General features: G+C 61.5%; 24 protein-coding genes and 1 pseudogene. 23 read left to right on the top strand and 2 right to left on the bottom strand.

Going from position 1 to position 25,435, the window contains the following annotated elements; genetic code table 11:
* The first annotated feature begins 32 nt into the window (after positions 1-32).
* Both mscK and selO read left to right on the top strand, forming a co-directional pair.
* Positions 33-3,383, top strand: coding sequence for a mechanosensitive channel MscK (gene mscK, locus AC3WP4_RS19625; protein WP_102615658.1), 3,351 nt, complete (start codon positions 33-35; stop codon positions 3,381-3,383).
* 48 nt (positions 3,384-3,431) lie between these two features.
* Entirely contained in the window at positions 3,432-4,895 is a 1,464-nt protein-coding gene (selO, locus tag AC3WP4_RS19620) for a protein adenylyltransferase SelO (RefSeq protein ID WP_102615659.1), read from the top strand.
* Positions 4,896-4,901: 6 nt separating this feature from the next.
* Here the strand turns inward: selO and AC3WP4_RS19615 are convergent.
* Positions 4,902-5,066 (bottom strand): annotated as a pseudogene (locus tag AC3WP4_RS19615) (helix-turn-helix domain-containing protein); the annotation flags it as partial.
* 176 nt (positions 5,067-5,242) lie between these two features.
* Here AC3WP4_RS19615 and trxC point away from each other — a divergent pair.
* Positions 5,243-5,677: a thioredoxin TrxC gene (gene trxC, locus AC3WP4_RS19610; RefSeq protein WP_046045645.1), complete on the top strand. Its 435-nt coding sequence runs from the start codon at positions 5,243-5,245 to the stop codon at positions 5,675-5,677.
* Between the two features lie 69 nt (positions 5,678-5,746).
* Here the strand turns inward: trxC and AC3WP4_RS19605 are convergent, their stop codons facing one another.
* Positions 5,747-6,517 carry a ParA family protein gene (locus tag AC3WP4_RS19605; RefSeq protein ID WP_074872981.1) on the bottom strand — a complete coding sequence of 257 codons (771 nt, stop codon included), beginning with the start codon at positions 6,515-6,517 and terminating at the stop codon, positions 5,747-5,749.
* 355 nt (positions 6,518-6,872) lie between these two features.
* On the opposite strand from AC3WP4_RS19605, the gene AC3WP4_RS19600 reads away from it, so the two are divergent.
* From AC3WP4_RS19600 to AC3WP4_RS19505, 20 genes are all read left to right on the top strand, one after another.
* Positions 6,873-7,598: a beta-ketoacyl synthase chain length factor gene (locus AC3WP4_RS19600; protein WP_102615660.1), complete on the top strand. Its 726-nt coding sequence runs from the start codon at positions 6,873-6,875 to the stop codon at positions 7,596-7,598.
* The gene (locus AC3WP4_RS19595; RefSeq protein WP_102615661.1) at positions 7,574-8,383 is read left to right on the top strand and encodes a lysophospholipid acyltransferase family protein; all 810 of its coding nucleotides are present in this window, start codon (positions 7,574-7,576) and stop codon (positions 8,381-8,383) included. Before AC3WP4_RS19600 ends, AC3WP4_RS19595 begins: the two co-directional genes overlap by 25 nt.
* The gene (locus tag AC3WP4_RS19590) at positions 8,364-8,624 is read left to right on the top strand and encodes a phosphopantetheine-binding protein (RefSeq protein WP_008149626.1); all 261 of its coding nucleotides are present in this window, start codon (positions 8,364-8,366) and stop codon (positions 8,622-8,624) included. The genes AC3WP4_RS19595 and AC3WP4_RS19590 overlap by 20 nt, the downstream gene beginning before the upstream one ends.
* 9 nt (positions 8,625-8,633) lie before the next feature.
* Complete coding sequence (locus AC3WP4_RS19585) at positions 8,634-8,888, top strand: acyl carrier protein (RefSeq protein WP_028622164.1); 255 nt, start codon at positions 8,634-8,636, stop codon at positions 8,886-8,888.
* The gene (locus tag AC3WP4_RS19580; protein WP_074872973.1) at positions 8,885-9,430 is read left to right on the top strand and encodes a COG4648 family protein; all 546 of its coding nucleotides are present in this window, start codon (positions 8,885-8,887) and stop codon (positions 9,428-9,430) included. The genes AC3WP4_RS19585 and AC3WP4_RS19580 overlap by 4 nt, the downstream gene beginning before the upstream one ends.
* A complete protein-coding gene (locus AC3WP4_RS19575) occupies positions 9,427-11,109 on the top strand; it encodes an acyl-CoA synthetase family protein (RefSeq protein WP_102615662.1) in 1,683 nt (560 codons plus the stop codon). The genes AC3WP4_RS19580 and AC3WP4_RS19575 overlap by 4 nt, the downstream gene beginning before the upstream one ends.
* 131 nt (positions 11,110-11,240) lie before the next feature.
* A complete protein-coding gene (locus tag AC3WP4_RS19570; RefSeq protein WP_102615663.1) occupies positions 11,241-11,975 on the top strand; it encodes a glycosyltransferase family 2 protein in 735 nt (244 codons plus the stop codon).
* Positions 11,972-12,919, top strand: coding sequence for a lysophospholipid acyltransferase family protein (locus AC3WP4_RS19565; RefSeq protein ID WP_102615664.1), 948 nt, complete (start codon positions 11,972-11,974; stop codon positions 12,917-12,919). The genes AC3WP4_RS19570 and AC3WP4_RS19565 overlap by 4 nt, the downstream gene beginning before the upstream one ends.
* A complete protein-coding gene (locus AC3WP4_RS19560; RefSeq protein ID WP_076028922.1) occupies positions 12,900-14,444 on the top strand; it encodes an HAL/PAL/TAL family ammonia-lyase in 1,545 nt (514 codons plus the stop codon). The genes AC3WP4_RS19565 and AC3WP4_RS19560 overlap by 20 nt, the downstream gene beginning before the upstream one ends.
* Positions 14,437-14,862, top strand: coding sequence for an acyl-CoA thioesterase (locus AC3WP4_RS19555; protein ID WP_074872960.1), 426 nt, complete (start codon positions 14,437-14,439; stop codon positions 14,860-14,862). Before AC3WP4_RS19560 ends, AC3WP4_RS19555 begins: the two co-directional genes overlap by 8 nt.
* Positions 14,859-15,611 (top strand): outer membrane lipoprotein carrier protein LolA, encoded by a 753-nt coding sequence (locus tag AC3WP4_RS19550; RefSeq protein WP_235864988.1) that lies wholly within the window; start codon positions 14,859-14,861, stop codon positions 15,609-15,611. Before AC3WP4_RS19555 ends, AC3WP4_RS19550 begins: the two co-directional genes overlap by 4 nt.
* Positions 15,595-17,934 (top strand): MMPL family transporter, encoded by a 2,340-nt coding sequence (locus AC3WP4_RS19545; RefSeq protein ID WP_102615665.1) that lies wholly within the window; start codon positions 15,595-15,597, stop codon positions 17,932-17,934. The genes AC3WP4_RS19550 and AC3WP4_RS19545 overlap by 17 nt, the downstream gene beginning before the upstream one ends.
* Positions 17,934-19,091 carry a cation:proton antiporter gene (locus AC3WP4_RS19540; RefSeq protein WP_173860475.1) on the top strand — a complete coding sequence of 386 codons (1,158 nt, stop codon included), beginning with the start codon at positions 17,934-17,936 and terminating at the stop codon, positions 19,089-19,091. Before AC3WP4_RS19545 ends, AC3WP4_RS19540 begins: the two co-directional genes overlap by 1 nt.
* Complete coding sequence (locus AC3WP4_RS19535; protein WP_102615667.1) at positions 19,078-20,325, top strand: NAD(P)/FAD-dependent oxidoreductase; 1,248 nt, start codon at positions 19,078-19,080, stop codon at positions 20,323-20,325. The genes AC3WP4_RS19540 and AC3WP4_RS19535 overlap by 14 nt, the downstream gene beginning before the upstream one ends.
* Entirely contained in the window at positions 20,322-21,047 is a 726-nt protein-coding gene (locus AC3WP4_RS19530; RefSeq protein ID WP_102615668.1) for a class I SAM-dependent methyltransferase, read from the top strand. The genes AC3WP4_RS19535 and AC3WP4_RS19530 overlap by 4 nt, the downstream gene beginning before the upstream one ends.
* Entirely contained in the window at positions 21,047-21,652 is a 606-nt protein-coding gene (locus AC3WP4_RS19525) for a hypothetical protein (RefSeq protein ID WP_102642461.1), read from the top strand. The genes AC3WP4_RS19530 and AC3WP4_RS19525 overlap by 1 nt, the downstream gene beginning before the upstream one ends.
* Positions 21,649-22,845, top strand: a complete 1,197-nt coding sequence (locus AC3WP4_RS19520; protein WP_102615669.1) for a beta-ketoacyl-[acyl-carrier-protein] synthase family protein — start codon at positions 21,649-21,651, stop codon at positions 22,843-22,845. The genes AC3WP4_RS19525 and AC3WP4_RS19520 overlap by 4 nt, the downstream gene beginning before the upstream one ends.
* Positions 22,842-23,303, top strand: coding sequence for a hotdog family protein (locus tag AC3WP4_RS19515; protein ID WP_102615670.1), 462 nt, complete (start codon positions 22,842-22,844; stop codon positions 23,301-23,303). Before AC3WP4_RS19520 ends, AC3WP4_RS19515 begins: the two co-directional genes overlap by 4 nt.
* Positions 23,300-24,028: a 3-oxoacyl-ACP reductase FabG gene (gene fabG, locus AC3WP4_RS19510; protein WP_074872936.1), complete on the top strand. Its 729-nt coding sequence runs from the start codon at positions 23,300-23,302 to the stop codon at positions 24,026-24,028. Before AC3WP4_RS19515 ends, fabG begins: the two co-directional genes overlap by 4 nt.
* Positions 24,028-25,254, top strand: a complete 1,227-nt coding sequence (locus tag AC3WP4_RS19505) for a beta-ketoacyl-ACP synthase (protein ID WP_102615671.1) — start codon at positions 24,028-24,030, stop codon at positions 25,252-25,254. The genes fabG and AC3WP4_RS19505 overlap by 1 nt, the downstream gene beginning before the upstream one ends.
* Positions 25,255-25,435 lie beyond the last annotated feature (181 nt).

The following is a 25,435-nucleotide window of genomic DNA, read 5'->3' as shown; positions in this document are numbered from 1 at the left end:
TCCACACTTCGTCTCGTTTTCGATCGGTCTCTATGTCAACCCTGCGCACGTTCATCATTACGGCCCTGCTGGGCTTGAGTCTTTCTGTCGGTACATTGCAAGCGGCCGAACCGCCGTCCAGCGAAGCCGTGCAGGCGAACCTGAACAAGATCGCCGAGCGCAAATTGCCGGAAGCCGATCAGAAAGCCCTGCAGAGCATCCTGCAAAACACGCTGACACAGCTCAACAACAAGCGTGATTACGAGCAGAAGCTGGCCGATCTCAAGCAACAACTGGCCAACGCCCCAAAGCAGAACATCGAGAATCAGCGCGAACTGACTAAGCTCAAAGCCAGCAAAGTGCAGCCAGTACCGCAGCGCTATGCCAAAGAGCCTATTCAGCAGCTGGAGCAAATGCTCACCGAGCGCTCCACTCAGCAAAGCGATCTGCAGAAGGCCCTCTCGGAAGCCAACAGTCTGGTGATTACCGCCCAGACTCGCCCCGAACGCGCCCAGGCGGAAATCTCCACCAGCCAGACGCGCATCCAGCAGATCAACAACATCCTCAAGATCGGCAAGGACGCCGGCAAGACCTTGACCCCAGAGCAACGCGACCTGCTCAACGCCGAGCTCGCGGCGCTGAATGCCCTGATCCCGTTGCGTCGCCAGGAACTGGCCGGCAACAATCAACTGCAGGACCTGGGCAACAGCCAGCATGACTTGCTCTCGGAAAAATCCGATCGCCTGGATCAGGAAATCCAGGAGCTACAAACCCTGATCAACCAGAAGCGCCTGGCCCAGTCCCAGGAGACAGTGACCCAGCAGTCCATCGAAGCGCAGAAATCCGGCGGCAGCGCCCTGTTGGCTACCGAAAGCGCAGCCAACCTCAAGCTTTCCGATTACCTGCTCAAAAGTACTGACCGACTAAACGAAGTCACCCAGCAAAACCTGCAGACCAAGCAGCAACTGGACAACGTGACCCAGAGCGACTCGGCGCTGGAAGAGCAGATCAACGTGCTCAAGGGCAGCCTGCTGCTCTCCAAGATTCTCTACAAACAGAAACAGGCCCTGCCACGCCTCAAGCTCGACCGTGACCTGGCCGACCAGATCGCCGACATTCGCCTCTATCAATTCGAAGTCAGCCAGCAACGGGAACTGCTCAGCAACCCGGCGACCTACGTCGACAACCTGCTGTCGACCCAGCCTCCCGAGCAAGTCACCCCGCAATTGCGCAAGAGCCTGCTGGACCTGGCCACGACCCGCGCCGACCTGCTGGAGCGGCTGAACCGCGAACTCAGCGCGGTGCTCAATGAATCCATCACGTTGCAACTCAACCAGAAGCAACTGCTCAGCACCGCGCAAAGTCTGCGGGCGACCCTCGATGAACAGATGTTCTGGATTCCCAGCAACAAGCCGCTGGACCTGGAATGGATGCGCGCCGTGCCGGAGCGCCTGGAACGTCAGGTCACCACGCTGCCGTGGGCTTCCAGCCTGAGCGAATTAAGTGATGGCCTGACCCAACGGCCGCTGCTGTTCCTGCCCCTGGCATTGTTGATCGGTGCCCTGCTGTGGCGGCGCAAAAGCCTGTATGCCCGACTGAGCAAGGTTCACCAGGACATCGGCCACTTCAAACGCGACAGCCAGTGGCACACGCCGCAGGCAATCCTGATCAACATTCTGCTGGCGATGCCAGTGTCCCTGGGCCTTGCCTTGTGTGGCCTGGCCTTGCAAATCGACGCCCGCGGACAAAACGCGAACATGGGCGCAGCGCTGCTGCAAATGGCCCAGGCCTGGCTAGTGTTCTACACCGCCTACCGGATACTCGCGCCGGGCGGCGTGGCCGAACTGCATTTCCGCTGGGAAAAACCGCAGGTCGAATTCCTGCAGGGCTGGGTCCGTCGACTCGGTCTGGTGGTCATGGCCCTGGTCGCGGTGGTGGCGGTCGCCGAGCTGCAACCCGCCACCCTGGCCGATGACGTACTCGGCATGCCGGTGGTGCTGACCTGCTACGCGCTGATGGCCTGGCTGCTCAGTCGCCTGCTGATCAGCAGCCCGACTCACCAGAACGCTTCGTTGTTCCGCAAGGCCGTGGGGGTCATATTCACCGTCCTGCCTGTGGCGCTGTTCGTGGCGGTGTGCTTTGGCTATTACTACACCGCGCTGAAGCTCAGTGACCGATTGATCAACACCCTTTACCTGCTGATGTTCTGGCTGGTGATCGAGGCCACCTTCGTGCGCGGCCTCAGCGTTGCCGCACGCCGCCTGGCCTACCAGCGCGCCCTGGCCAAACGCCAGGCCGCGAAAGAGGCCGGCGACGGCGAAGCGGTGATCGAAGAGCCAACGCTGGATATCGAGAAGGTCAACGAACAGTCCCTGCGCCTGATCCGCCTGGCACTGCTGGGCGGCTTCATCGCGGCGTTGTACTGGGTCTGGTCGGACCTGATCTCGGTGTTCTCGTACCTGGATAACGTCACCCTCTACGAATACACCAGCGGCACCGGCGCCAATATGAGCATGGTGCCGATCAGCATTGGCGACATGCTCGGCGCGTTGATCATCATCGGCATCACCTTCGCCCTCGCGCGCAACTTGCCGGGGTTGCTGGAAGTGTTGGTGCTGTCGAAGCTGAACCTGGCTCAGGGCAGCGCCTACGCCACCACCACCCTGCTGTCCTACGTGATCGCCGGTATCGGTTTCGTCTCGACCCTGTCGACACTCGGCGTGAGTTGGGACAAGTTGCAATGGCTGGTGGCGGCGCTGTCGGTGGGTCTCGGCTTCGGGATGCAGGAAATCTTCGCGAACTTCATCTCCGGGATCATGATCCTGTTCGAACGTCCGGTACGGATCGGCGACACCATCACCATTGGTAACCTGTCCGGTACGGTGAGCAAGATCCGCATCCGTGCCACAACCATCACCGACTTCGACCGCAAGGACATCATCGTCCCGAACAAGACGTTCATTACAGGGCAACTGATCAACTGGTCCCTGACCGACACCATCACTCGAGTGACCCTCAAGCTCGGTGTCGATTACGGCTCCGACCTGGACCTGGTCAAGGAATTGCTGCTCAAGGCTGCGCGCGATAACCCGCGAGTGCTGAAAGATCCGGAACCCCACGTGTACTTCCTGAATTTCGGCGAAAGCACCCTCGACCACGAGCTGCGTATGCATGTGCGCGACCTCGGTGACCGTAACCCGGTGCTCGACGAGGTCAACCGCTTCATCAATCGCGAGTTCAAGAAACAGCACATCAACATCTCGTTCCGGCAGATGGAGGTTTACCTCAAGAACATCCAGGGCCAGGAATACAGAATGGTGCCCGTCGATCCGGAAGCCAAAACCATCGTGCCCAAACCCGATGGCCAACCGCTGCAAGAGCCGCCAGCCGCCAAGCTCGACTAAGCGGCTTATCCCTAGCAGAATGCTCGGACATTCTGCTGGAGATGGCCCTTGAAAGCCCTCGACGAACTGACCTTCGATAATCGTTTCGCTCGCCTGGGCGATACGTTTTCCACCCACGTGCTGCCCGAGCCGATCGACAACCCGCGCCTGGTGGTGGCCAGCCCTGCCGCCATGGCGCTGCTCGATCTCGACCCTGCGGAAGCCGAAACCCCTGAGTTCGCCGAACTGTTCAGCGGCCATAAGCTCTGGGCCGACGCGGTCCCCAGGGCAATGGTCTATTCAGGACATCAGTTCGGGTCCTACAACCCACAGTTGGGCGATGGTCGCGGTCTGTTGCTGGGCGAGGTCTACAACGAGGCCGGCGAGCATTGGGACCTGCACCTCAAGGGTGCCGGCCAGACGCCCTTTTCGCGCATGGGTGACGGGCGGGCGGTGCTGCGGTCCTCGATTCGCGAATTTCTTGCCTCCGAAGCGCTGTACGCCCTGAACATCCCGACCACCCGCGCCCTCTGCGTGATCGGCTCCGACACGCCGGTGTGGCGCGAGAAGCAGGAACGCGCGGCCATGGTCCTGCGCATGGCGCCGAGCCATGTGCGCTTCGGGCATTTCGAATATTTCTACTACACCAAACGTCCCGAGAAGCAGAAAGAACTCGGCGACCACGTGCTGGCCATGCATTTCCCGGAATGCCTGGAACAGCCGGAACCGTACTTGGCGATGTTCCGCGAAATCGTCGAGCGCAACGCCGAGCTCATCGCCAAATGGCAGGCCTATGGTTTCTGCCACGGCGTGATGAACACCGACAACATGTCGATCCTCGGTATTACCTTCGACTACGGCCCGTTCGCCTTCCTAGACGACTTCGACGCTCATTTCATCTGCAACCACTCCGATGACCAGGGCCGTTACTCCTACAGCAACCAGGTACCGATCGGCCAGTGGAACCTCAGCGCCCTCGCCCAGGCCCTGACGCCGTTCATCAGCGTCGAAGCCCTGCGCGAAACCCTCGGCCTGTATTTCCCGCTGTACCAGGCCCATTACCTGGACCTGATGCGCCGCCGTCTCGGTTTCACCACGGCCGAAGACGATGACCAGAAACTGCTGGAGCACCTGCTGCAACTGATGCAGAACAGTGGCGTCGACTACAGCCTGTTTTTCCGCCGTTTGGGAGACGAATCTCCTGAACTGGCCGTCGCCCGTTTGCGCGATGACTTCGTCGATATCAAAGGCTTCGATGCCTGGGGTGAGCTCTATGTGGCCCGCGTTGCCCGCGAAGGTGAGGTTGACCAAGAGCAGCGCCGCCCCCGGATGCATGCGGTGAATCCGCTCTACATCCTGCGCAACTATCTGGCGCAGAAAGCCATCGATGCGGCAGAAAGCGGCGACTATGCAGAAGTTCGCCGCCTGCACGCGGTGCTGAGCAATCCGTTCGAGGAGCAACCGGGGATGGAGAGCTACGCCGAGCGGCCGCCGGAATGGGGCAAGCATCTGGAGATCAGTTGCTCTTCCTGAACCCGATCAGATGAAGGTCTCCACCGACACCCCGAAGCGCTCGGCCAACCAGCGGATCTGTCGCAGGTTGAGCTGACGCTTGCCGCTCAAGATCTCGGATACCACCGATTGAGTGCCAACCCCGGGCAGGTCACTCTGAGTCAGGCCGTGTTCGCGCATCATGTAGCCGAGTGCTATGGAAGAGTTAAACACAGACGACGAATATCACACGATGCGATATTCACGAGCAGACCAATGGTCCAACCGGCGCCACCTCAGCCTAGATAGGCCGTGTCCTTCTGCACGATTGAAAATGTGAGCAGACGTCTCCACATAGAGATGATCGGCTTCTTTACAGGATCATCCGCATGACCGACCCACTTCTCATCCCCTGCCCCCACTGCAACGGCCTCAACCGCATCCCCGCCGAACGCCTCAACGACCATCCAAAATGCGGCCGCTGCAAAGCCGAAGTCCTGCTGAACAAACCCTTTGAACTGAAGCAAAGCGATTACGCCAGCCAGATCAAAGGTGATCTGCCGTTGCTGGTGGACGTTTGGGCGGATTGGTGTGGGCCGTGCAAGTCGTTTGCGCCGGTGTTCGAGCAGGCGGCGGTGCAATTGGCGGGCAAGTGCCGATTGGCCAAGCTGGACAGCGAGGCTAACCAGCAGTTGTCGGCGCAACTGGGGATCCGTTCGATCCCGAGTCTGATCCTGTTCAAGAACGGCCGGGAAGTGGCGCGTCAAAGCGGGGCCTTCCCGTTACCGCAGTTGATGAGCTGGTTGCGTAGCCAGGGTATCTGAAAGCACTGCATATCCAATTGTGGCAGCGAGCAGGCTCACTCCCACAGTGATTGGGCGTCATCCACGCAATCAGGCATTTTCCAGCAAGTTGTGCAGATCGACGAATTGCTGCGTCAGCTTATGACGCGGATCGAGGTGAATCAGCGGCGTGTTGGCCTGGTGGGATTCACGCATGCGCACCGAACTGCCCAGGTACACCGGTAATACCGGCAAACCTTCGGCGATCAGTTCGTCGAGGATTTGCTGGGGCAGACTGGCGCGAGCCTGGAACTGGTTGACGACAATCCCTTCGACTTCCAGGCCTTCGTTGTGGTCATCCTTCAATTCTTCGATTTCCGCCAACAGGCCGTACAGCGCCTGACGCGAAAAGCTGTCGCAATCGAAGGGAATCAGTACGCGATCAGCGGCAATCAGTGCAGATACCGCGTAAAAATTCAACGCTGGCGGTGTATCGAGGTAGATCCGGTCGTAATCGCCGCTCAGCTCTTCGAGCAATTTGCGCAGCTTGTTGATCTTGTGCTTGGCCTCAAGCTTGGGCTGCAAGTCAGCCAGCTCGGCGGTGGCCGTGATGACGTGGAGGTTGTCGAACGGGGTTTCGTAGATATCGACCTGGTTTTTCTTGGAGAACGGTCCGGATGACAGGGTCTGCTTGAAAAAATCGGCAATACCCATAGGAATGTCATTACCGGTGAGGCCCGTCAGGTACTGAGTGGAGTTGGCCTGGGCATCGAGATCCACCAATAGGGTGCGATAACCCTCGCTGGCACTGACCGCCGCCAGATTGCAGGCAATGCTGGATTTGCCTACGCCACCTTTCTGATTGAACACCACGCGCCGCATGTCAAAACCTCCGTGTATCAAAGAATGACCGAGTGTAGTAGTCCACGGCGCTGCTTAGCTACCTCGCTGGCATCGGGACTACACAGTCATCGGCAATCTCTCAGTAAAAAAGCCGCTGACTCTGTCGTTGATCTCCGATTAGAGCCGACAGACAGGCTCACTACGATGTGGATAATGGCCAAGTGACAGCCGCGCACGAACCAACCGGTACATTTCATTGAGCAAAATGTAACCATCATTTGCTACACGCCCGCGGCAACGGGATAATGCGCACCACTCAGCGCTCAGCGCTCCGTAAGGTAGTTCGCGTTTTTTGCGACTCGCCGCGTCAAGGAAGCCCGCAGGGGCGGGATGAATGTCTGTGATCAATTTCAACATCGCCCAATGGCGCGCGTGGGCCACTGGGCTCGAAAGCGTGGACGATTGGCAAGCCTGGAGCCGACAACCGGTCGTGCTTGCGAGCAGCGATGCCGCACCCGACGTCTCGTTTCTGCCGGCCATGCAGCGCCGGCGACTCAGTCGTCTGGCGCGGATGGCGTTCAGCGTTGGCTGGCCATTGGCCGATGGCCACCAGGACCTACCGTTGGTCTTTATTTCGCGCCACGGCGAAACCCCGCGCACTTTCGAGATTCTCAGCGACCTGGCTACTGATCAGCCGCTGTCGCCGACTCAATTCAGCCTGTCCGTGCACAACGCGATCATCGGCCTGTGGTCGATCCTGCGCGGCGAAACCAGCGAAATGACAGCCCTCGCAGCAGCCGGCGACGGCCTTGAACACGGCATGCTAGAGGCAGCAGCCTTGCTCGCCGAGGGCGCTCCCGCGGTACTGCTGATCGTCACCGAAGAGCAACCGCCCAAGGCCTACTCGACATGGATCGACGACGTGCCGTTCCCTTATGCGGTCGGCCTGCTGATCACCCCCGGAAACGACTGGCAGTTGTCCCTGAACAGCGCCTCGGATGAGTTGTCCAAAGCCCAATGGCCCCATGCCTTGAACCTATTGCGTACCCTGCTCGGCCAGCAGACCACCTGCCAACATGCCTGGAAAAATCGTGTATGGACCTGGCAACGCAACCTGTAACCGAAAAAAACCGCGACGCCTATTACTGGCGCCTGCTGGCTACCGCCGCAAGCTTCGCCCTGTTCGGGTTGGGCGGCCTGTGCCTGCGGCTTGTGGTTTTCCCGCTGCTCAATTGCCTGCCCGGCGATGCCCGGACACACCGGCGGCGAGCACGGCACACCGTCGCCCGCCTGTTCTGGTTTTTTGTACGGTTCATGGCGCGTACCGGCGTGCTGACTTACGACATCCAGGGCGCCGAAAAACTCGGTCGGCCGGGGCAAATGATCATTGCCAATCACCCGTCGCTGATCGATGTGGTGTTCTTGATCGGCCTGGTGCGCCACGCCAACTGCGTGGTCAAGAAAAGCCTCTGGGAGAACCCTTTTACCCGCGGCCCGCTACGCTGCATCGAATACATCAGCAACGACGGCAGCATGGACATGCTCGATGCCGCTGCCGACGCGCTGAAAAGCGGCCAGACCCTGATCATCTTTCCCGAAGGCACCCGCACTCAGCCCGGCCAGGCACCCGCCTTTCATCGGGGTGCTGCGGCAATCGCTCTGCGCGGTGCGAAAATCCTCACCCCCGTGATCATCAAGGTCAACCCGACCACATTGACCAAGGCCGAGCCTTGGTATCGGATCCCCAAACGCCGTGTGCACTTCAGTTTCCGTGTCGGGGCCGATATAGATCCACAAGCCTTTGCCTCGCTGGGCCCTGCTCCTCAGGCCTCGCGCAAGCTCAATGACTATTTGCATCACTACTACATTAAGGAGCTCGCCGAAGATGAGCGATCTACACCGTGAAATCAAAGAACTGATCATCGACGCCCTGGGCCTTGAAGACATCAGCGCACAAGACATCGGCGACGACCAGACGCTGTTCGGCGAAGGCTTGGGCCTGGATTCGGTAGACGCTCTGGAACTCGGCCTGGCCATCCAGAAAAAATACGGCATCAAAATCGATGCCGACGCCAAGGACACTCGCAATCACTTCAGCAACGTGGCGAGCCTTGCGGCGTTCGTCACCGCAAAACAGGCAGCTTGAGACCGGACCATGCAAACTCGTGACGACATCTTCAACACCCTGCGCGATGCTCTGGTCGAACTCTTCGAGCTGGAGCCGGAGCGTGTAAGCCTCGAATCCAACCTGTATCAGGACCTGGAAATCGACAGCATTGACGCGGTCGACCTGATCGATCACATCAAGCGCCAGACCGGCAAGAAAATCGCTGCCGAAGAGTTCAAGTCGGTGCGTACCGTCAGCGACGTGGTCGAGGCGGTCTACCGTCTGGTTCAGCCAGCCGCATGAGCCGACTGATCGGCCTCGGCCTGCTGCTGGCGGGCCTGCTGTACCCCTTCGCGGTGTATTTCGGCATGGAACATTTCGCGCCGTGGCAGTTCGGCCTGCTGCTGGGCAGCCTGTGGCTGGCCCGGGCGCTGTTCGGTACGCGCAAGCCTGGCAGTCTGTGGATGGCGATCACCGCGATTGCCTTTTGCCTGTTGCTGGCGTTGTTCGACAGCCCGCTGTTGTTGCGCTGGTACCCGGTGCTGATCAGTGCGTTCATGCTCGGCCTGTTTGGCCTGAGCTTGATCGTTGGCCCGCCGATCATCGAACGCCTGGCGCGTTTGCGCGAGCCGCAACTGCCGGCCAAGGCGATTGTTTATACCCGCAAGGTGACGATCGTCTGGTGCGTGTTTTTCTTCTGTAACGGTTTGCTCGCTGCCGCCCTGACCCTTTGGGCGCCGCTAAGTTGGTGGATGTTGTACACCGGCCTGATTTCCTACGGATTGATGGGCCTGCTGTTTGCCATTGAATGGCTTATACGACAACGGGTACGAGGCCACCCATGAATTGGATAAAACTTGAGCACCTGTTGCTCAAGGCACAACCGGAACGTGCCGTGACGGCCGAACCGACCCTGAACCACGCTCAGCTGTGCGAACAGGCTTTAATCCTCGCCGCGGGCCTGCAAGCCCAGGGTGTGCGGCGTATTGCCGTGCACCTTGAAGACGCCGCTGACCTGGCGATTGCCCTGCTCGGTGCCTGGCGCGCCGGGGTCAGCGTGCTGCTGCCCGCAGACCTGCAAGCCCAGACTCGCCAGCGCTGGTCGACCGAAGTCGATCTGTGGCTGACCGATCAGGCCGATGACGCACACCTGAGCGACTACCGGCACCCGCCGTTGATCGCGGCTGCACTGGATCTGGATCGCTGTTCGCTGAGCCTGTGCACGTCCGGCTCCAGCGGCGAGCCCAAGCGCATCGACAAAACCCTGCGCCAACTGGCCAATGAAGTCGAAGCGCTGGAACAGCTCTGGGGTGCCGATCTTGGCGCGGCTTGCATCATTGGCAGCGTCGCCACTCAACATATCTACGGATTATTGTTTCGAGTGCTGTGGCCGCTGTGCGCCGGGCGCTCGTTTGTGCGCAAGCAACTGGCATTCCCTGAAGACCTGCAGCGCGCCAGCCGCGCACACCCGGCGTTTGCCTGGGTCGCCAGCCCGGCGCTGCTCAAGCGCATGGGCGACAACCTCGACTGGCCTGCATTAAGTGCGGTCCGCCGAGTATTTTCCTCCGGCGGTGCCTTGCCGGCCGAGGCCGCACACAGCCTTCAGCAACGCCTGCAGCAATGGCCGACGGAGATCCTCGGCAGCTCGGAAACCGGCGGTATCGCCTGGCGTCAGGGCCACGCGCTCTGGCAGGCCTTTGCTGGAATCGAGTTGAGCCAGGACAGCGACGGCGCCCTGCTCATTGCTTCGCCGTACTTGCCTCCCGGGCATATCGAACACACTGCGGATGCCGCACGATTCGCTGCCGACGGTCGATTCGAACTGCTCGGACGGCTGGACCGGATCGTCAAACTGGAAGAAAAACGTATCTCGCTACCGATGCTGGAACAGGCACTGATGGCCCACGACTGGGTCGCCGAAGCGCGTCTTGGCGTGGTTCAGGAAAACCGCGCCTCATTAGGTGCGCTGCTGGTGCTGACCGAATCAGGCCTGCATGCCTTGCGCAATCAGGGTCGACGCACCCTCACGCAAGAACTGCGTCAGCATCTGCACCAGCATTGCGAAGCCCTGGCCCTGCCACGACGCTGGCGCCTGCTGCGGCAACTGCCGCTGAACGCTCAGGGCAAACTGCCCCAAGCCACCGTTGAAACTCTGCTGCTGGCGCCGCGTCCAAAGGCGCCGGAAGTGCTGGATCAGCTCGAAATCGATGGCGAATGGAACCTGCAACTGGCGGTACCACCCGACCTCGCCTACTTCAGCGGCCACTTCCCCCAGACGCCGGTATTGCCCGGGGTGGTGCAAGTGGAATGGGCGTTGACGCTGGGTCAACAACTGATGAACCTGCCGGCAAAATTCGCTGGCATGGAAGTGCTGAAATTCCAGCAACTGGTACGCCCCGGCGATGAAGTCCAACTGCACCTGCGCTTCGATCCGACGCGCAGCAAGTTGTATTTCACCTATCGCAACGAGACCGCGACCTGCTCCAGTGGGCGGATCTTGCTGGAGGCGGCAGGCGATGCATAACCTCAGTGAGTGCTGCGCACTCAATCGCGAGCAGGCTCACTCCCACACTGGATCTGCGCCCTGCACGAATCCCCTGTGGGAGCGAGCCTGCTCGCGATGCAGGCACCTCGGTCTTTCAGGTGTGAGCCAACATGCATAACCCCTGCGCAATCGTCCCGGTCTACAACCACGAAACCGCCATCACCACGGTGGTTGAAGCGCTGCTCGCCAGCAACCTGCCATGCATTCTGGTGGACGATGCGAGCGATAAACCTTGTGCAAAAGTGCTCGATCAACTGGCCCTGCGCGACAAAGTGTTCCTGATCCGGCTCGGCGCCAACCAGGGCAAGGGTGGCGCTGTCATGACCGGCATGCGCGAAGCCTCGCGCCTGGGCTTCAGCCACGCCCTGCAGGTGGACGCCGACGGCCAGCATGACTTGCAAGACGTCCAGACCTTTATCGAACTGTCACGCGCCCATCCCGACGCGGTGATCTGCGGCTATCCGCGGTACGACGCCAGCGTGCCGAAAGGTCGCCTGTACGCCCGCTACCTGACTCACGTCATGGTCTGGATCAACACCCTGTCTTTGCAGATTCGCGATTCCATGTGCGGCTTCCGCGTCTATCCGTTACCACCGACCCTGGCGCTGATCGATTCGGCGAAGATCGGCAAGCGCATGGACTTCGACTCGGACATTCTGGTACGACTGGCCTGGCGCAATGTGCCCATGCAATGGCTGCAAACCAACGTCCGTTACCCGCTGGATGGCGTCTCGCATTTCCGCCTGTTCCACGACAACGTTTTGATAACGAGCATGCACACCCGGTTGTTCTTCGGCATGTTGCTGCGGGCGCCAGTGATTCTCTGGCGACGGTGGCGAGCATGAGCACTGACGCCGATAAAAAGCACTGGGCTGATCGCCAGGAGCGCGGCAGTTTCTGGCTGATGAAATTCACTGCACTCTGCGCCAAAGTGCTCGGTCGTCGACTGCTGAGCCCGCTGCTGTACGGCATCGTCCTGTATTTTTTCCTGTTCGGGCGCAGCGCCCGTCACAGCGCCTGGCAATACCAGCAGCGGCTCGCCGACTGGAGTGGTCGCAACGAATTGCGCCCGAGCCATTGGCGAGTCTTCAGCCAGTTCATGGCCTTCGCCGACTCAATGCTCGACAAGCTCGACGTCTGGAACGGCAAGTTGAGCATCGAACAGATCGAAATCATCGACCCGGCCTTGCTGCGCAATCAACTGCGCGGCACCCGCGGGCAGATGCTGGTAGGCGCGCATCTGGGCAATCTCGAGGTCTGCCGTGCGCTGGCCGAGATCGGCGAAAAAGTCACGATGAACGTGCTGGTGCACACCAAGCACGCCGAGCAATTCAACCGCTTGCTCGGTGAAGCCGGCGCGACCAATTTGCGCCTGATTCAGGTCAGCGAGCTGGACCCGCTGATCATGCTGCAACTCCATGAGCGCCTGGAACGCGGCGAATGGCTGGCGATTGCCGGCGATCGCGTGCCGCTGCACGGCGGGCGTAGCGTGACGGTGGATTTCCTCGGCCATCCAGCTGCGTTCCCGCAGGGGCCCTGGTTGCTGGCCGGTCTGCTGAAATGCCCGATCAACCTGATGCTGTGCCTGAAGAAGCCGACGGGCGACTATCGACTGACCCTCGAACCGTTCGCCGACGCCGTGGTGTGGAAGCGCAGCGACCGCGAGCAGGTCATTCATCAGTGGGCTTCCCGCTATGCCGAACGCTTGGGTCACTATTGCCTTGAAGCGCCCCGACAATGGTTCAACTTTTACCCTTTCTGGAAGACCGATGACGACGCCAACGCTTGAGCCGGTAACCTTCGGCGAACTCCCTTTGCGCATCGAAGACGTGCTGGCCCTGGCCAACCGTCAGGTGCCGACGCAGTTGCAAAGCGACCCTGCGTACCGTGAGCGTATCGCCAAGGGTGCGCGATTCCTGGACTCCCTGCTGGACAAGGAAGGCGTGATCTACGGCGTGACCACCGGTTACGGCGATTCCTGTGTGGTCGCGGTGCCGCTGCATCACGTCGAGGCATTGCCTCGTCATTTGTACACCTTCCACGGCTGCGGCCTGGGCAAACTGCTTGATGCGCAGGCCACTCGCGCGGTGCTGGCGGCGCGTTTGCAGTCGTTGTGCCACGGCGTGTCCGGGGTGCGCGTGGAACTGCTGGAACGCCTGCAAGCCTTCCTCGAACACGACATTCTGCCGCTGATCCCGGAAGAGGGCTCGGTGGGCGCCAGCGGTGATCTGACGCCGTTGTCTTACGTCGCCGCGACGTTGTCCGGCGAGCGTGAAGTGATGTTCCGTGGCGAGCGCTGGCAAGCGGCCGACGTACACCGCGAACTCGGCTGGGAGCCGCTGGTACTGCGCCCCAAAGAAGCCCTCGCCTTGATGAACGGCACCGCCGTCATGACCGGCCTCGCGTGCCTGGCCTATGCCCGCGCCGATTACCTGCTGCAACTGGCCACGCGCATCACCGCGTTGAACGTGGTCGCCCTGCAAGGCAACCCCGAGCACTTCGACGAGCGCCTGTTCGCGACCAAACCGCATCCGGGGCAAATGCAAGTCGCCGCGTGGCTGCGCAAGGATCTGGCGATCGACGCGCCGACCGCGCCGCTGCATCGTCTGCAAGACCGCTATTCCCTGCGTTGCGCACCCCACGTCCTCGGCGTATTGGCCGACAGCCTGAACTGGCTGCGCTCGTTCATCGAGATCGAGCTCAACAGCGCCAACGACAACCCGATCATCGACGCCGAAGCCGAGCGCGTGCTGCACGGCGGGCACTTCTACGGCGGCCACATTGCGTTCGCCATGGACAGCCTGAAAAACCTGGTGGCCAACGTCGCCGACCTGCTCGATCGTCAACTCGCCCTGCTGGTGGACGAGCGTTACAACCACGGTTTGCCGAGCAACCTGTCCGGCGCCAGCGCGGATCGGGCGATGCTCAACCATGGCTTCAAAGCCGTGCAGATCGGCACCAGTGCCTGGACCGCCGAAGCGCTGAAAAACACCATGCCGGCCAGCGTCTTCTCGCGCTCCACCGAATGCCACAACCAGGACAAAGTGAGCATGGGCACCATCGCCGCCCGCGATGCGATCCGTGTGCTGGAGCTGACCGAACAGGTCGCCGCCGCCACCCTGCTGGCCGCCAACCAAGGCGTCTGGCTGCGCAGCAAGGCCGAGGATGCACGACCATTGCCGCCAGCCCTGGCCGCCATGCACGAAGAGTTGGCCAAGGACTTCCCGCCAGTCATCGAAGACCGCGCGCTGGAAGGTGAACTGCGCCTGTGTCTGCACCGCATCGCCGAGCAACACTGGAGGCTGCATGCGTAGCAAGGGAGTGCTTCACACCGATACGGAAATCCTCGTGCCGTTCTTTGATGTCGACACGATGAACGTCGTCTGGCACGGCCATTACGTCAAATACCTGGAAGTCGCCCGCTGCGCACTGCTGGACAAGATCGGCCACAACTACACGGCCATGGTCGAGTCGGGTTACGCCTGGCCGGTGATCGATCTGCAATTGCGTTATGTGCGCGGCGCCGTGTTCGGCCAAAAGCTCAACGTGCGGGCCAATCTGGTGGAATGGGAGAACCGTCTGAAGATCAGCTACCTGATCAGCGATCTGCAAACCGGCGAACGCTTGACCCGCGCCAGTTCCGTGCAGGTCGCCGTGGACATGAGCAGCCGCGAAATGCAGTTGGCCTCACCCAGGGTCTTCACCGACGCCGTTGAAAGGGTGCTCGCATGAACCTGCTGAAAACCCTTTGTAGCAGCTGCCGAGCCCGCGAGGCTGCGTTCGGCGGCGAAGCCGTCGCAAAACCTGCACATGCGGTCTATCAGAAGAAACCCAGGGCGACTGCTGCGCCCGAGCGCGGACCGGCCGACGCAGGCTTCGCCAGCTGCTACAGGTTCGTGGTGGCGCTGGTATTGGCGTTGGGTTTTTCTTCGTTGGCGCAGGCTTTTGATTTGCAGCAGTTGAGCGATCAATTGGCAAAACCTGACGTGATCCACGGCAGCTTCATCCAGGAAAAGCACCTGCGTGCCCTGCCCCAGCCGCTGACCAGCAAGGGCACTTTCGTCCTCGCTAAAAACCACGGTTTGCTCTGGCTGCTGAAAAGCCCCCTGCAACAGGATTACCGCATCAGCGACAAAGGCATTGCCCGACGTGACGCCAGCGGTTGGCAGATGCTGCCGAGCAAGAGTGCCGGCGCCGAGCAGAACCGTTTGTTCCTCGCCGTGCTGCAAGGCGACAGCAGCGGGCTGCAACGGGATTTCGAGCTTTCACTGAGCGGCGATGCACAGAACTGGAAGCTGACGCTGACCCCGCGCTCCATGCTGCTCAAACAGGTGTTCACGCAGATCAACATTGCTGGCGGCGAACTGGTGCACAGCATCGAGCTGCTCGAAACCCAAGGCGACAGCACCCTCTTGCGCATGCAGGACGTCACCAGCGCCCAACCGTTGAGCGACGCGGAGCAACATGACTTTGCCGAGTGAACGGAGGCTTCCATGGCTGTTTCTGATCCTGCTGCTGGCGGTGCTTGCGCTCGCCGGCTGGCAATGGCGTGACGGCGCCCCGCTGTCGGCCAACCTGATGGAACTGGTGCCGGGCACGGCGCCAGACCCGCTGGAACTGCGCGCCGAACAGCGCATGCAAGAACCACTGAACCGCGAAATGCTGGTGCTGGTCGGTCACACCGATCGCCAGCAAGCGGTCGCGATGGCGCAGAAACTGGGTGAGCAATGGCAGGCGAGCGGCTTGTTCGAGAAGGTCCAGTGGAACCTGCAAGCCGACTTGCCGGCGCTGCGCACGCAGTTGCTCAATGGCCGACTCGCGATGTTGTCAGCGGCTGACCGACAGCAACTGATCGAGCATCCCGACGCCTTTATCCAGCAGCGAGTCCAAGCGCTGTTCGACCCCTTCACCGGTTTCAGTCTGGTGCCGAGCCAGGATGACTGGCTGGGCCTGACCGGACGCATCCAGAACAGCCAGCCGCAGCGCGGTTCGGTGCAATTGGACATCGGCAGCGGTGCGCTGGTGGCCGATGCCGACGGCAAGAGTTGGGTGCTGCTGCGCTCGCGCACCACGGGCAACGCCTTCGACATGAACCTGCCGCTGCAAGTGGCCGACCTGCTCCAGCACAGCCGTGAAGAAGCCGCCCAGGCCAACGTCCAATTGCTTGCCGCCAGCGGTTTGCTCTATGCGGCCAGTGGGCAAAAGCAAGCCGCCCGGGAAATGACCTGGGTCGGTGGCGGCGCCACGGCGGGCATTCTGTTGCTGTTGTTGCTGGCCTTCCGGCGCTGGCGGGTGTTGCTGGCCTTCGTCCCGGTGCTGGTCGGCATGCTCTTCGGCGCGGTGGCCTGTGTGGCGCTGTTCGGCCGGATGCATGTGATGACACTGGTGCTCGGTTCGAGCCTGATCGGCGTAGCGGTCGATTACCCGCTGCATTACCTGTCCAAGAGCTGGAGCCTGAAACCCTGGCACAGTTGGCCGGCCCTGCGCCTGACATTGCCGGGCCTGACGCTGAGCCTGATCACCAGTTGCATCGGTTACCTGGCCCTGGCCTGGACACCGTTCCCGGCGCTGACCCAAATCGCCGTGTTCTCTGCTGCGGGTCTGCTCGGCGCTTATTTGTCCGCGGTGTGCCTGCTGCCGGCGCTGCTCAAGGGCGCAGATTTGCGTCCAGCGCAGTGGCCGCTGCGGGTAGCCGAGTATTTGCTGGGGCGGCGTGAAGCGCTGCTCAAACTCGCGAGTACGCCGGTGCTGCTGGCGCTGCTGATCGCCTTTTGTGTGGCCGGCCTGTTGCAGCTCGAGACCAAAAACGACATTCGCCAATGGGTCGGTGCGCCGCAGCAACTGACTGACGAAGCACAAACCATTGCGCGCATCACCGGCTATCAACCCACCAGCCAGTTTTTCCTGGTGCGCGCGGCCAATCAGCAGCAACTGCTGGAACGCCAAACCGCGCTGAGCGAGCGGCTGGATCAGTTGGTCAACCTGGACAAACTCCAGGGTTATCTGTCGCTCAATCAATTGGTCAGCCAACCCACCGAACAGCGCAAAGTGCGTGAAGCGCTGAACAAGTTGCCGCAGTTCTGGCAACCGCTGCTCGATGTCGGCGTGCCCGCCGAGGCGCTGCAAGCTGAGCTTACGAAATTGCAGGCGCTGCCCACCGAAGACATCGACGCGGCGCTGGTCGGTCCGTTGGCCGAGCCCTATCGCCCGCTGTGGCTGGGACCGACCGAGGACGGCGTAGCGGCGATGGTCAGTCTGCAAGGCTTGAACAACCCCTCTCTGCTGCGCGTCCAGGCGCTGGATTTGCCGGGCGTGGAACTGGTGGATCGCCTCGGTGAGTTGAACAAGGTGTTCGCCGACACCCAGATCAGTGCCGCAGAGTTGAAACTCGCTTCCTGCGTGTTGATCGTGCTGGTGCTGATCCTGCCGTTCGGTTTCGGCGGCGCCCTGCGAATCGTCGCCCTGCCGCTGTTGGCCGCACTGTGCAGCCTGGCCAGTCTCGGCTGGATGGGCCAACCGCTGACGCTGTTCAGCCTGTTCGGCCTGCTGCTGGTGACGGCCATCAGCGTCGATTACGCGATCCTCATGCGTGAACAGGTCGGCGGCGCTGCCGTGAGCCTGCTGGGCACCTTGCTGGCGGCGCTGACCACCTGGCTGTCGTTCGGTTTGCTGGCGGTGTCCAGCACGCCGGCGGTGAGCAATTTCGGTCTGTCGGTGAGCCTGGGGCTGGCATTCAGCTTCATTCTTGCGCCGTGGGCCGGACGCCAGGTTCACGTTGCCCCGGTCACGGAGTCGGCGACATGATGATCGTCGTGTTCTGGATCATGGCCCTGGCGCTGTTCGCCGTGGCCACCCGTGTCGGGCGTCACTTCGGCGTGATCCCGATTGTCAGCCAGTTGCTGCTGGCGACCTTCGGCCTGCCGCTGCTGATGTACTTCTGGATCGAGCCCCAATGGCAATTGAGCGGCGCCGCGCTGGTCGCGCCGGTCTGGCTGAAAAACCTCTACAGCCTGGGTTTTGCCTTGTTGCTGGGGCACATTCTCAGTGACGTGATTGACCTGCGACTTGACCGTCAAAGCCTGAAAATCGCCCTGCCGAGTTTCTGCATTCCGTTTGCCTGCGGCCTCGCGACAGCGGTCTGGCTGTTGCCGCCGCAACCCTGGATCAGTTCCCTGGCGGTCGGCCTGCTGTTCGCCATCACCGCGATTCCGGTGTTGTATCTGTACCTGCGGCACATCAAGTACCCACCTGCCGCTACCCGGCGACTGGTGCAGACCGCGATCCTCATCGACCTCACTTGCTGGACCCTGTTTGCCATCGCCCAGGGCAGCCTGCACCTGAGCAGCCTGTTACTGCCGCTGGCCGGCGCCTGCCTGCCGTTGCTGCTGCGTCTGCTGCGCTTGCGCCAACCGTTGCTGCACAGCACGTGCTTCTTCGCACTGCTGGTCGTGGCGGAACACTTCAAGCTCAATGCGCTGATTTTCGGCATCGGTTACCTGCTGTGGATGGCCGCGCTCAAAGTGCCGCTGGTGTTGCCGCTGCCGGTGATCTGGATGAGTCACTTGCAGACGTATATCGCGATCCCGCTGATCCTCACGTTCGGCATCGTGCAAATCAATGTCCACGCGGCCATGGCCAGCCTCGGTTGGGTACAACTGGCGGCACTGCTGCTGTTCCCGATTGCCAGTAAGCTGCTGGGCAACTGGCTGGGCCTCGGCTGGGCCGGCGCCTCGTTTGAGGGCGCCAGCCGCTGGCGCGAAAGCGTCTTGCTGAATATTCGTGGCTTGAGCGAGATCGTCTTTCTCAACCTGCTGCTGCAACAACAGCTCATCAGCCCGGCGCTGTACTTCGCGCTGATGGTGATGGGCCTGATCGCGACACTGCTGCCGGCACTCGCCGGTATGCACCGAACCCCTCTGAACATCGCCGTCCCGGCAAGGAGCTCCCGTGCCAACAGTTGAAATGGAACATCGTCAGGTCGTGGTGATCGGTGCAGGTCCATCGGGCGCCATCGCCGCCGCGCTGCTCAAGCGCAAAGGCCATGACGTATTGATGATCGAACGCCAGCATTTCCCAAGGTTTTCCATCGGTGAAAGCCTGCTGTCCCACTGCCTGGATTTCGTCGAAGAAGCGGGCATGCTCGAGGCGGTGAATGCCGCCGGATTCCAGTTGAAAAACGGTGCGGCATTCGCTTGGGGCGAGCAATACAGCGCCTTTGATTTCGGCGAGACGTTCAGCAATGGCAAGCCGACCACCTTCCAGGTCCAGCGGGCCGATTTCGACAAGCTGCTGGCCGATCAGGCCGCGCTGCAAGGGGTGGACGTTCGTTACGGCGAAGCCATCGTCAGCGTCGATTTCACCCTGGCGAAACCGCAACTGGACGTGCTTCGCGAAGACGGCAGCCAGTACCGCGTCGAAGCCGATTTCGTGCTGGATGCCAGCGGCTACGGCCGTGTGCTGCCGCGCCTGCTCGACCTTGAAGCGCCGTCGGACTTCCCGGTGCGCCAGGCCGTGTTCACCCACGTCGAAGACCACATCGACAACCCGGCCTTCGAACGGGAAAAAATCCTCATCACCACCCATCCGATCCACCGCGACATCTGGTTCTGGACCATCCCGTTCAGCGACGGCCGTTGTTCGGTGGGCGTGGTCGCGGCAGCCGAACACTTCGAAGGCCGCATGGAGGACCTGGACGAGTGCCTGCGTGGGTTCATCGCTGAAACCCCAAGCCTGGCCGGCGTGCTGAACAACGCTGTGTGGGACACGCCTGCCCGAACCATCGGCGGCTACTCGGCCAACGTCAAAACCCTCCACGGGCCAGGCTTTGCCCTGCTCGGCAACGCGGCGGAATTCCTCGACCCGGTGTTCTCCTCCGGCGTGACCATAGCCATGCGCTCGGCGAGCATGGCCGCCGCGGTGCTGCATCGCCAACTGCAAGGCGAAAATGTCGACTGGCAGACTGAGTTCGCCATCCCGCTCAAGCGCGGCGTCGACACGTTCCGTTGCTACGTCGAAGGCTGGTACGCCGGGACGTTCCAGGATGTGATTTATTTCGAGGGCGGCTCGCCGGATATTCGCCGCATGATCAGTTCGATCCTTGCTGGTTATGCCTGGGACGAGCGTAATCCGTTCGTCACCGAACCCAAGCGTCGGCTGCGGATGCTCTCGGAGCTCTGTGCAAAGGACGCCACATGAGCTACTTGAGCGACACCTACGTCGAAGAGACCCGCTTCGGTTTCTGGTTCCTGCGCAGCCACACCTGGCAGCACCATGTTTTGCGAGTGGCAATCGCCGATTTGCGCAGCCTGTTCAGCGAAACACCGCCGAGCAACCCGGTGCTGCTGGATGCCGGTTGCGGTCAGGGCAAGTCGTTCCAGTACCTGCGCCAGACCTTCGCACCCAAGCGCCTGATCGGTCTGGACGCTGACCCGCACAGCCTGAACCTGGCCGGCGAAGAAGCCGTCCGCCAAGGCATGGTGGTGGAGTTGATCGGCAGCGACTGCGCGAGCATCAACGTCCCGGACGCCAGCGTCGATTTGCTGTTCTGCCACCAGACCTTCCATCATCTGGTGCAGCAACAACAGGCACTGGCCGAGTTCTACCGCGTGCTCAAACCCGGTGGCTATCTGCTGTTCGCCGAATCCACCGAGGCTTACATTGATACCTGGGTGATCCGCTGGTTGTTCCGTCATCCGATGCACGTGCAAAAGAGCGCAGCCGGGTACCTGGACATGATTCGCCAGCAGGGTTTCGAACTCGGCTCGCAGAATGTGTCTTATCCATACTTGTGGTGGAGCCGCGCCAAGGATTTCGGGCTGTTTGAACGCTTGGGTCTGCGCCGGCCAAAGCCCTTCGGCCAACGGGAAGAAACCCTGGTCAATGTGGTCGCGCGCAAACCTCTTGAGGGTGTTGTGTGATGTTCAGTGCAACTCAAACCTGTGGGAGCGAGCCTGCTCGCGATAGCGGTGGGTCAGCCAGCATAACTGTTGAATGTAGCGCCCTCATCGCGAGCAGGCTCGCTCCCACAGGGATAGCGAGCTTCCTGAGATTTTTGCTACTCGGCGCGGTCCTGTTGCTGAGCGCCTGCGCCAGCCGGGCGCCGCTGCCCGAGCAAACCCCGAACCTGTCGTTGCCGCTGCAATTGCACATCCAGCGTCTGGTGGCCGACCAACGGCAGGACTGGGTGCTGGTGATCCAGCGTGAAGGCCCTGGCATTCGCTGGTCGATGATGGACTTGCTGGGCATTCCCCAGGCACGCCAGAAACTGGTCGATGGCAAATGGCAGGCTGACGGTCTGCTGCCGCCCAATCCGGAAGCGCGAGAGTTGTTCGCGGCGCTGCTGTTTGCGCTGACCCCTAAAGATGAACTGTCGGGCAACTATCCCGCCGCGTGGCAGCATGGCTCGCAACGGTCCTTGCCAGCGCACTGGGAAGTTCGCTACTCACAACCCATGAGCTTTGAATTGAACCTGCCCAAAGGCCCGAAATATCAAGTCACGCCGCTCAGCGGGGAGACGCCATGACGGCCTACCTGAATGCCCTCGGGGTGATCTGCGCCCTGGGCCGTGACAAGTCCGAAGTCGCCCGCAACCTGTTTGCCGGTGATTGTTCGGGCATGCGTGATGAGGCTGGCTGGGTGGCAGAACGGTCGCTGCCCGTGGCCGCGGTCCAAGGCGAACTGGCGCCGATCCCGGCCGAGCTTGCGCCGCAAAACACCCGCAATAATCAATTGCTGCTGGAAGCCGCGCTGCAAATTCGCGAAGACATCGACCAGGCGATCCAGACCTACGGCCGCGACCGCATCGGTATCGTCCTGGGCACCAGCACCTCGGGCATCGACGAAGCCAGTCGCGGCCTGGCCCATTACATCCGCGAGCATCAGTTCCCGGCCGATTACGACTATCAGCAACAGGAACTCGGCGCCCCGGCGAACTTCCTCGCCGACTGGCTGCAACTGAGCGGCCCGGCCTATGTGATTTCCACGGCTTGCACCTCCAGCGCCCGAGCGCTGATGAGTGCTCAACGACTGCTGGACCTGGGCGTGTGCGACGCGGTGCTGTGCGGCGGTGTCGACAGCTTGTGCAAGTTGACCCTCAATGGGTTCTCGGCGCTGGAAGCGGTGTCCGGGCAACGCTGCAACCCGTTTTCGGTGAACCGTAACGGCATCAACATTGGCGAAGCGGCGGTGCTGTTTTTGATGAGCAAACAGGTCGGCGACAGCCAGCCGATTGCCCTGCTCGGCAGTGGCGCCAGCTCCGATGCCCACCACATTTCCGCACCGGAGCCGACCGGCCGCGGCGCCCTGCAAGCGATGCGCAAAGCCTTGAGCCGCGCCCAACTGCAACCGCAGCAGATCGATTACCTGAACCTGCACGGCACCGCCACCCAACACAACGACGCCATGGAAAGCCTGGCGGTGGCGACGTTGTTCCCGGCGGGGGTGCCGTGTTCGTCGACCAAACCCATAACCGGCCACACCCTCGGGGCGGCCGGCGCGCTGGAAGCGGCGTTCTGCTGGTTGAGCCTGAGTGCAGGCAACCGCGAGCACGCCCTGCCGCCCCACATCTGGGACGGCCAACCGGACCCCGATTTGCCAGCCCTGAAATGGGTGACCCCGGCCGATCGCCTGACGTCCATTGCACCTCGCTATCTGATGAGCAATTCCTTTGCCTTCGGTGGTAACAACGTCAGCCTGATTATCGGAGACGCCCCATGATTGACTGGCCGATCGCCGAGCTGCTGCCGCACGCTGGCGACATGATCTTCATCGAACAGATCCTGTCGTTCGATGACGAGCAGATTTACACCCGTCTCACGGTCAGACCCGATGGCCTGTTCAACCGCCCGGACGGCAGCCTGCCGGCCTGGGTCGGCATCGAACTGATGGCCCAGAGCGTCGCCGCCTACGCCGGTTGCCACGCGCGCCAGCGAGGCGATGCGGTGGAGCTGGGGTTTCTGCTCGGCACCCGCAAATTCGAATGCAACGTCGAACACTTCCCCGTCGGCACCGAGCTGACTATCCACGGCATCCGCTCGCTGGAGGACGACAACGGCATGGGCGTGTTCGAATGCCACATCACCGCCCCCGGCATTCACGCTACCGCTCGTCTGAACGTGTTCCGTCCGCCTCAGGCCGCCCAATACCTTCATGAAACCCAAGGAACCCAGCCATGACTGAATCCGTACTGATCACCGGTTCCAGCCGTGGCATCGGCCGTGCTATCGCTTTGCGCCTGGCCCAGGCCGGGCATGACATCGTGCTGCATTGCCGCAGCGGCCTGGCGGACGCTGAAGCGGTGAAGGCGGAAATCGAAGCCTTGGGGCGCAACGTGCGCATAGTGCAATTCGACGTGTCCGATCGCGCCAACTGCAAAGCCATTCTCGAAGCCGACGTGGAAACCCACGGCGCCTATTACGGCGTGGTGCTGAACGCCGGCCTGACGCGCGACGGCGCTTTTCCAGCCCTTTCCGAGGATGATTGGGATGTGGTGATGCGCACCAACCTCGACGGTTTCTACAACGTGCTGCACCCGGTGATGATGCCGATGATTCGCCGTCGCGCGGCCGGACGGATTGTTTGCATCACCTCGGTGTCCGGGTTGATCGGCAACCGTGGCCAGGTCAACTACAGCGCCTCCAAGGCTGGTTTGATCGGCGCGGCAAAGGCGTTGGCGATTGAATTGGGCAAGCGCAAAATTACCGTTAACTGTGTCGCACCCGGCTTGATCGACACCGCGATGCTCGATGAAAACGTGCCGGTGGAAGAAATGATGAAAATGATCCCCGCACAACGCATGGGTACACCGGAAGAGGTGGCCAGCGCGGTGAATTTCCTGATGTCGGCGGAAGCGTCGTACATCACCCGGCAGGTTCTGGCCGTCAACGGAGGCCTGTGCTGATGAAGCGCGTCGTCGTCACCGGCATGGCCGGCATCACCTCACTGGGCAGCGATTGGGCCACCATCGTCGCCAACTTCGCGGCCAACCGCAGTGGCATTCGCCGGATGGACGAGTGGGATCGCTTCACCGAACTCAACACGCGCCTGGCGGGGCCGATCGACGACTTCAAAGTGCCGAGCCACTGGACCCGCAAGCAATTGCGCAGCATGGGCCGGGTCTCGCGCCTGGCGGTCGGTGCAGCGGAACAGGCATTGGCCGATGCCGGTCTGCTGGGTGACGAATCGATCAAGGACGGGCGCATGGGCGTTTCCTGCGGCTCCTCCACCGGCAGCACCGACGAGATCAAGGCGTTCGGCAACATGCTGCTCAACTCGGTGGCCGAGGGCCTGAACGCTAACTCCTACGTGCGCATGATGCCGCACACCACGGCGGCGAACATCAGCATCTTCTTTGGCCTCACCGGCCGACTGATCCCCACCTCCAGCGCTTGCACCAGCGGCAGCCAGGGCATCGGTTACGCCTACGAGTCAGTCAAGTTCGGCCGCTTGCCATTGATGCTCGCCGGCGGTGCCGAAGAACTGTGCCCCACCGAAGCGATGGTCTTCGATGCGCTCTACGCCACCAGCCTGAAAAACGATGCCCCGCAGACGTCCCCGCGCCCCTACGACAGTGGCCGCGATGGCCTGGTGATCGGTGAAGGCAGCGGCATGCTGGTGCTCGAAGAACTCGAACACGCCTTGGCTCGCGGTGCGCACATCCACGCCGAACTCGTCGGTTTCGGCAGCAACGCCGACGGCCAGCACGCCACCCGCCCAGAGCAGGTCACCATGCGCCGGGCCATGGAACTGGCCCTGGAAGACGCCGGGCTGCAGCCTTCCGACATCGGCTATGTGAATGGTCACGGCACCGCCACTGAACAGGGCGACATTGCCGAAACCCTGGCAACGAGCGCGTTGTTCGGCGAGCACATGCCGATCAGCTCGCAAAAGAGTTTCCTCGGTCACACCCTCGGAGCCTGCGGTGCGCTGGAGTCCTGGTTCAGCATCGAAATGATGAACCGCGACCTGTACATCCACACCCTCAACCTCGACGACGTCGACCCGCACTGCGGCAAACTCGATTACCTGCGCGGCGAGTTCCGGCAGATGAGCAACCAGTACGTGATGAACAACAACTTTGCGTTTGGCGGGGTTAATACGTCGCTGATCTTTCGGCGCTGGTCGTAACGAGGCAATGCCCGGCAGATAAATAAACGCTGCGAACAATGAATAACCTGTGGCGAGGGAGCTTGCTCCCGCTGGACTGCGTAGCAGTCCTTTCTTTTGGGGCCGCTTCGCGACCCAGCGGGAGCAAGCTCCCTCGCCACAATAGCGCCGTCTCAAACAGGTCGGTTCGACATAGCCCCGG

The sequence above is a fragment of the Pseudomonas sp. FW305-20 genome (assembly GCF_058788075.1).
This window is presented reverse-complemented; position numbering and strand designations above follow the sequence as displayed.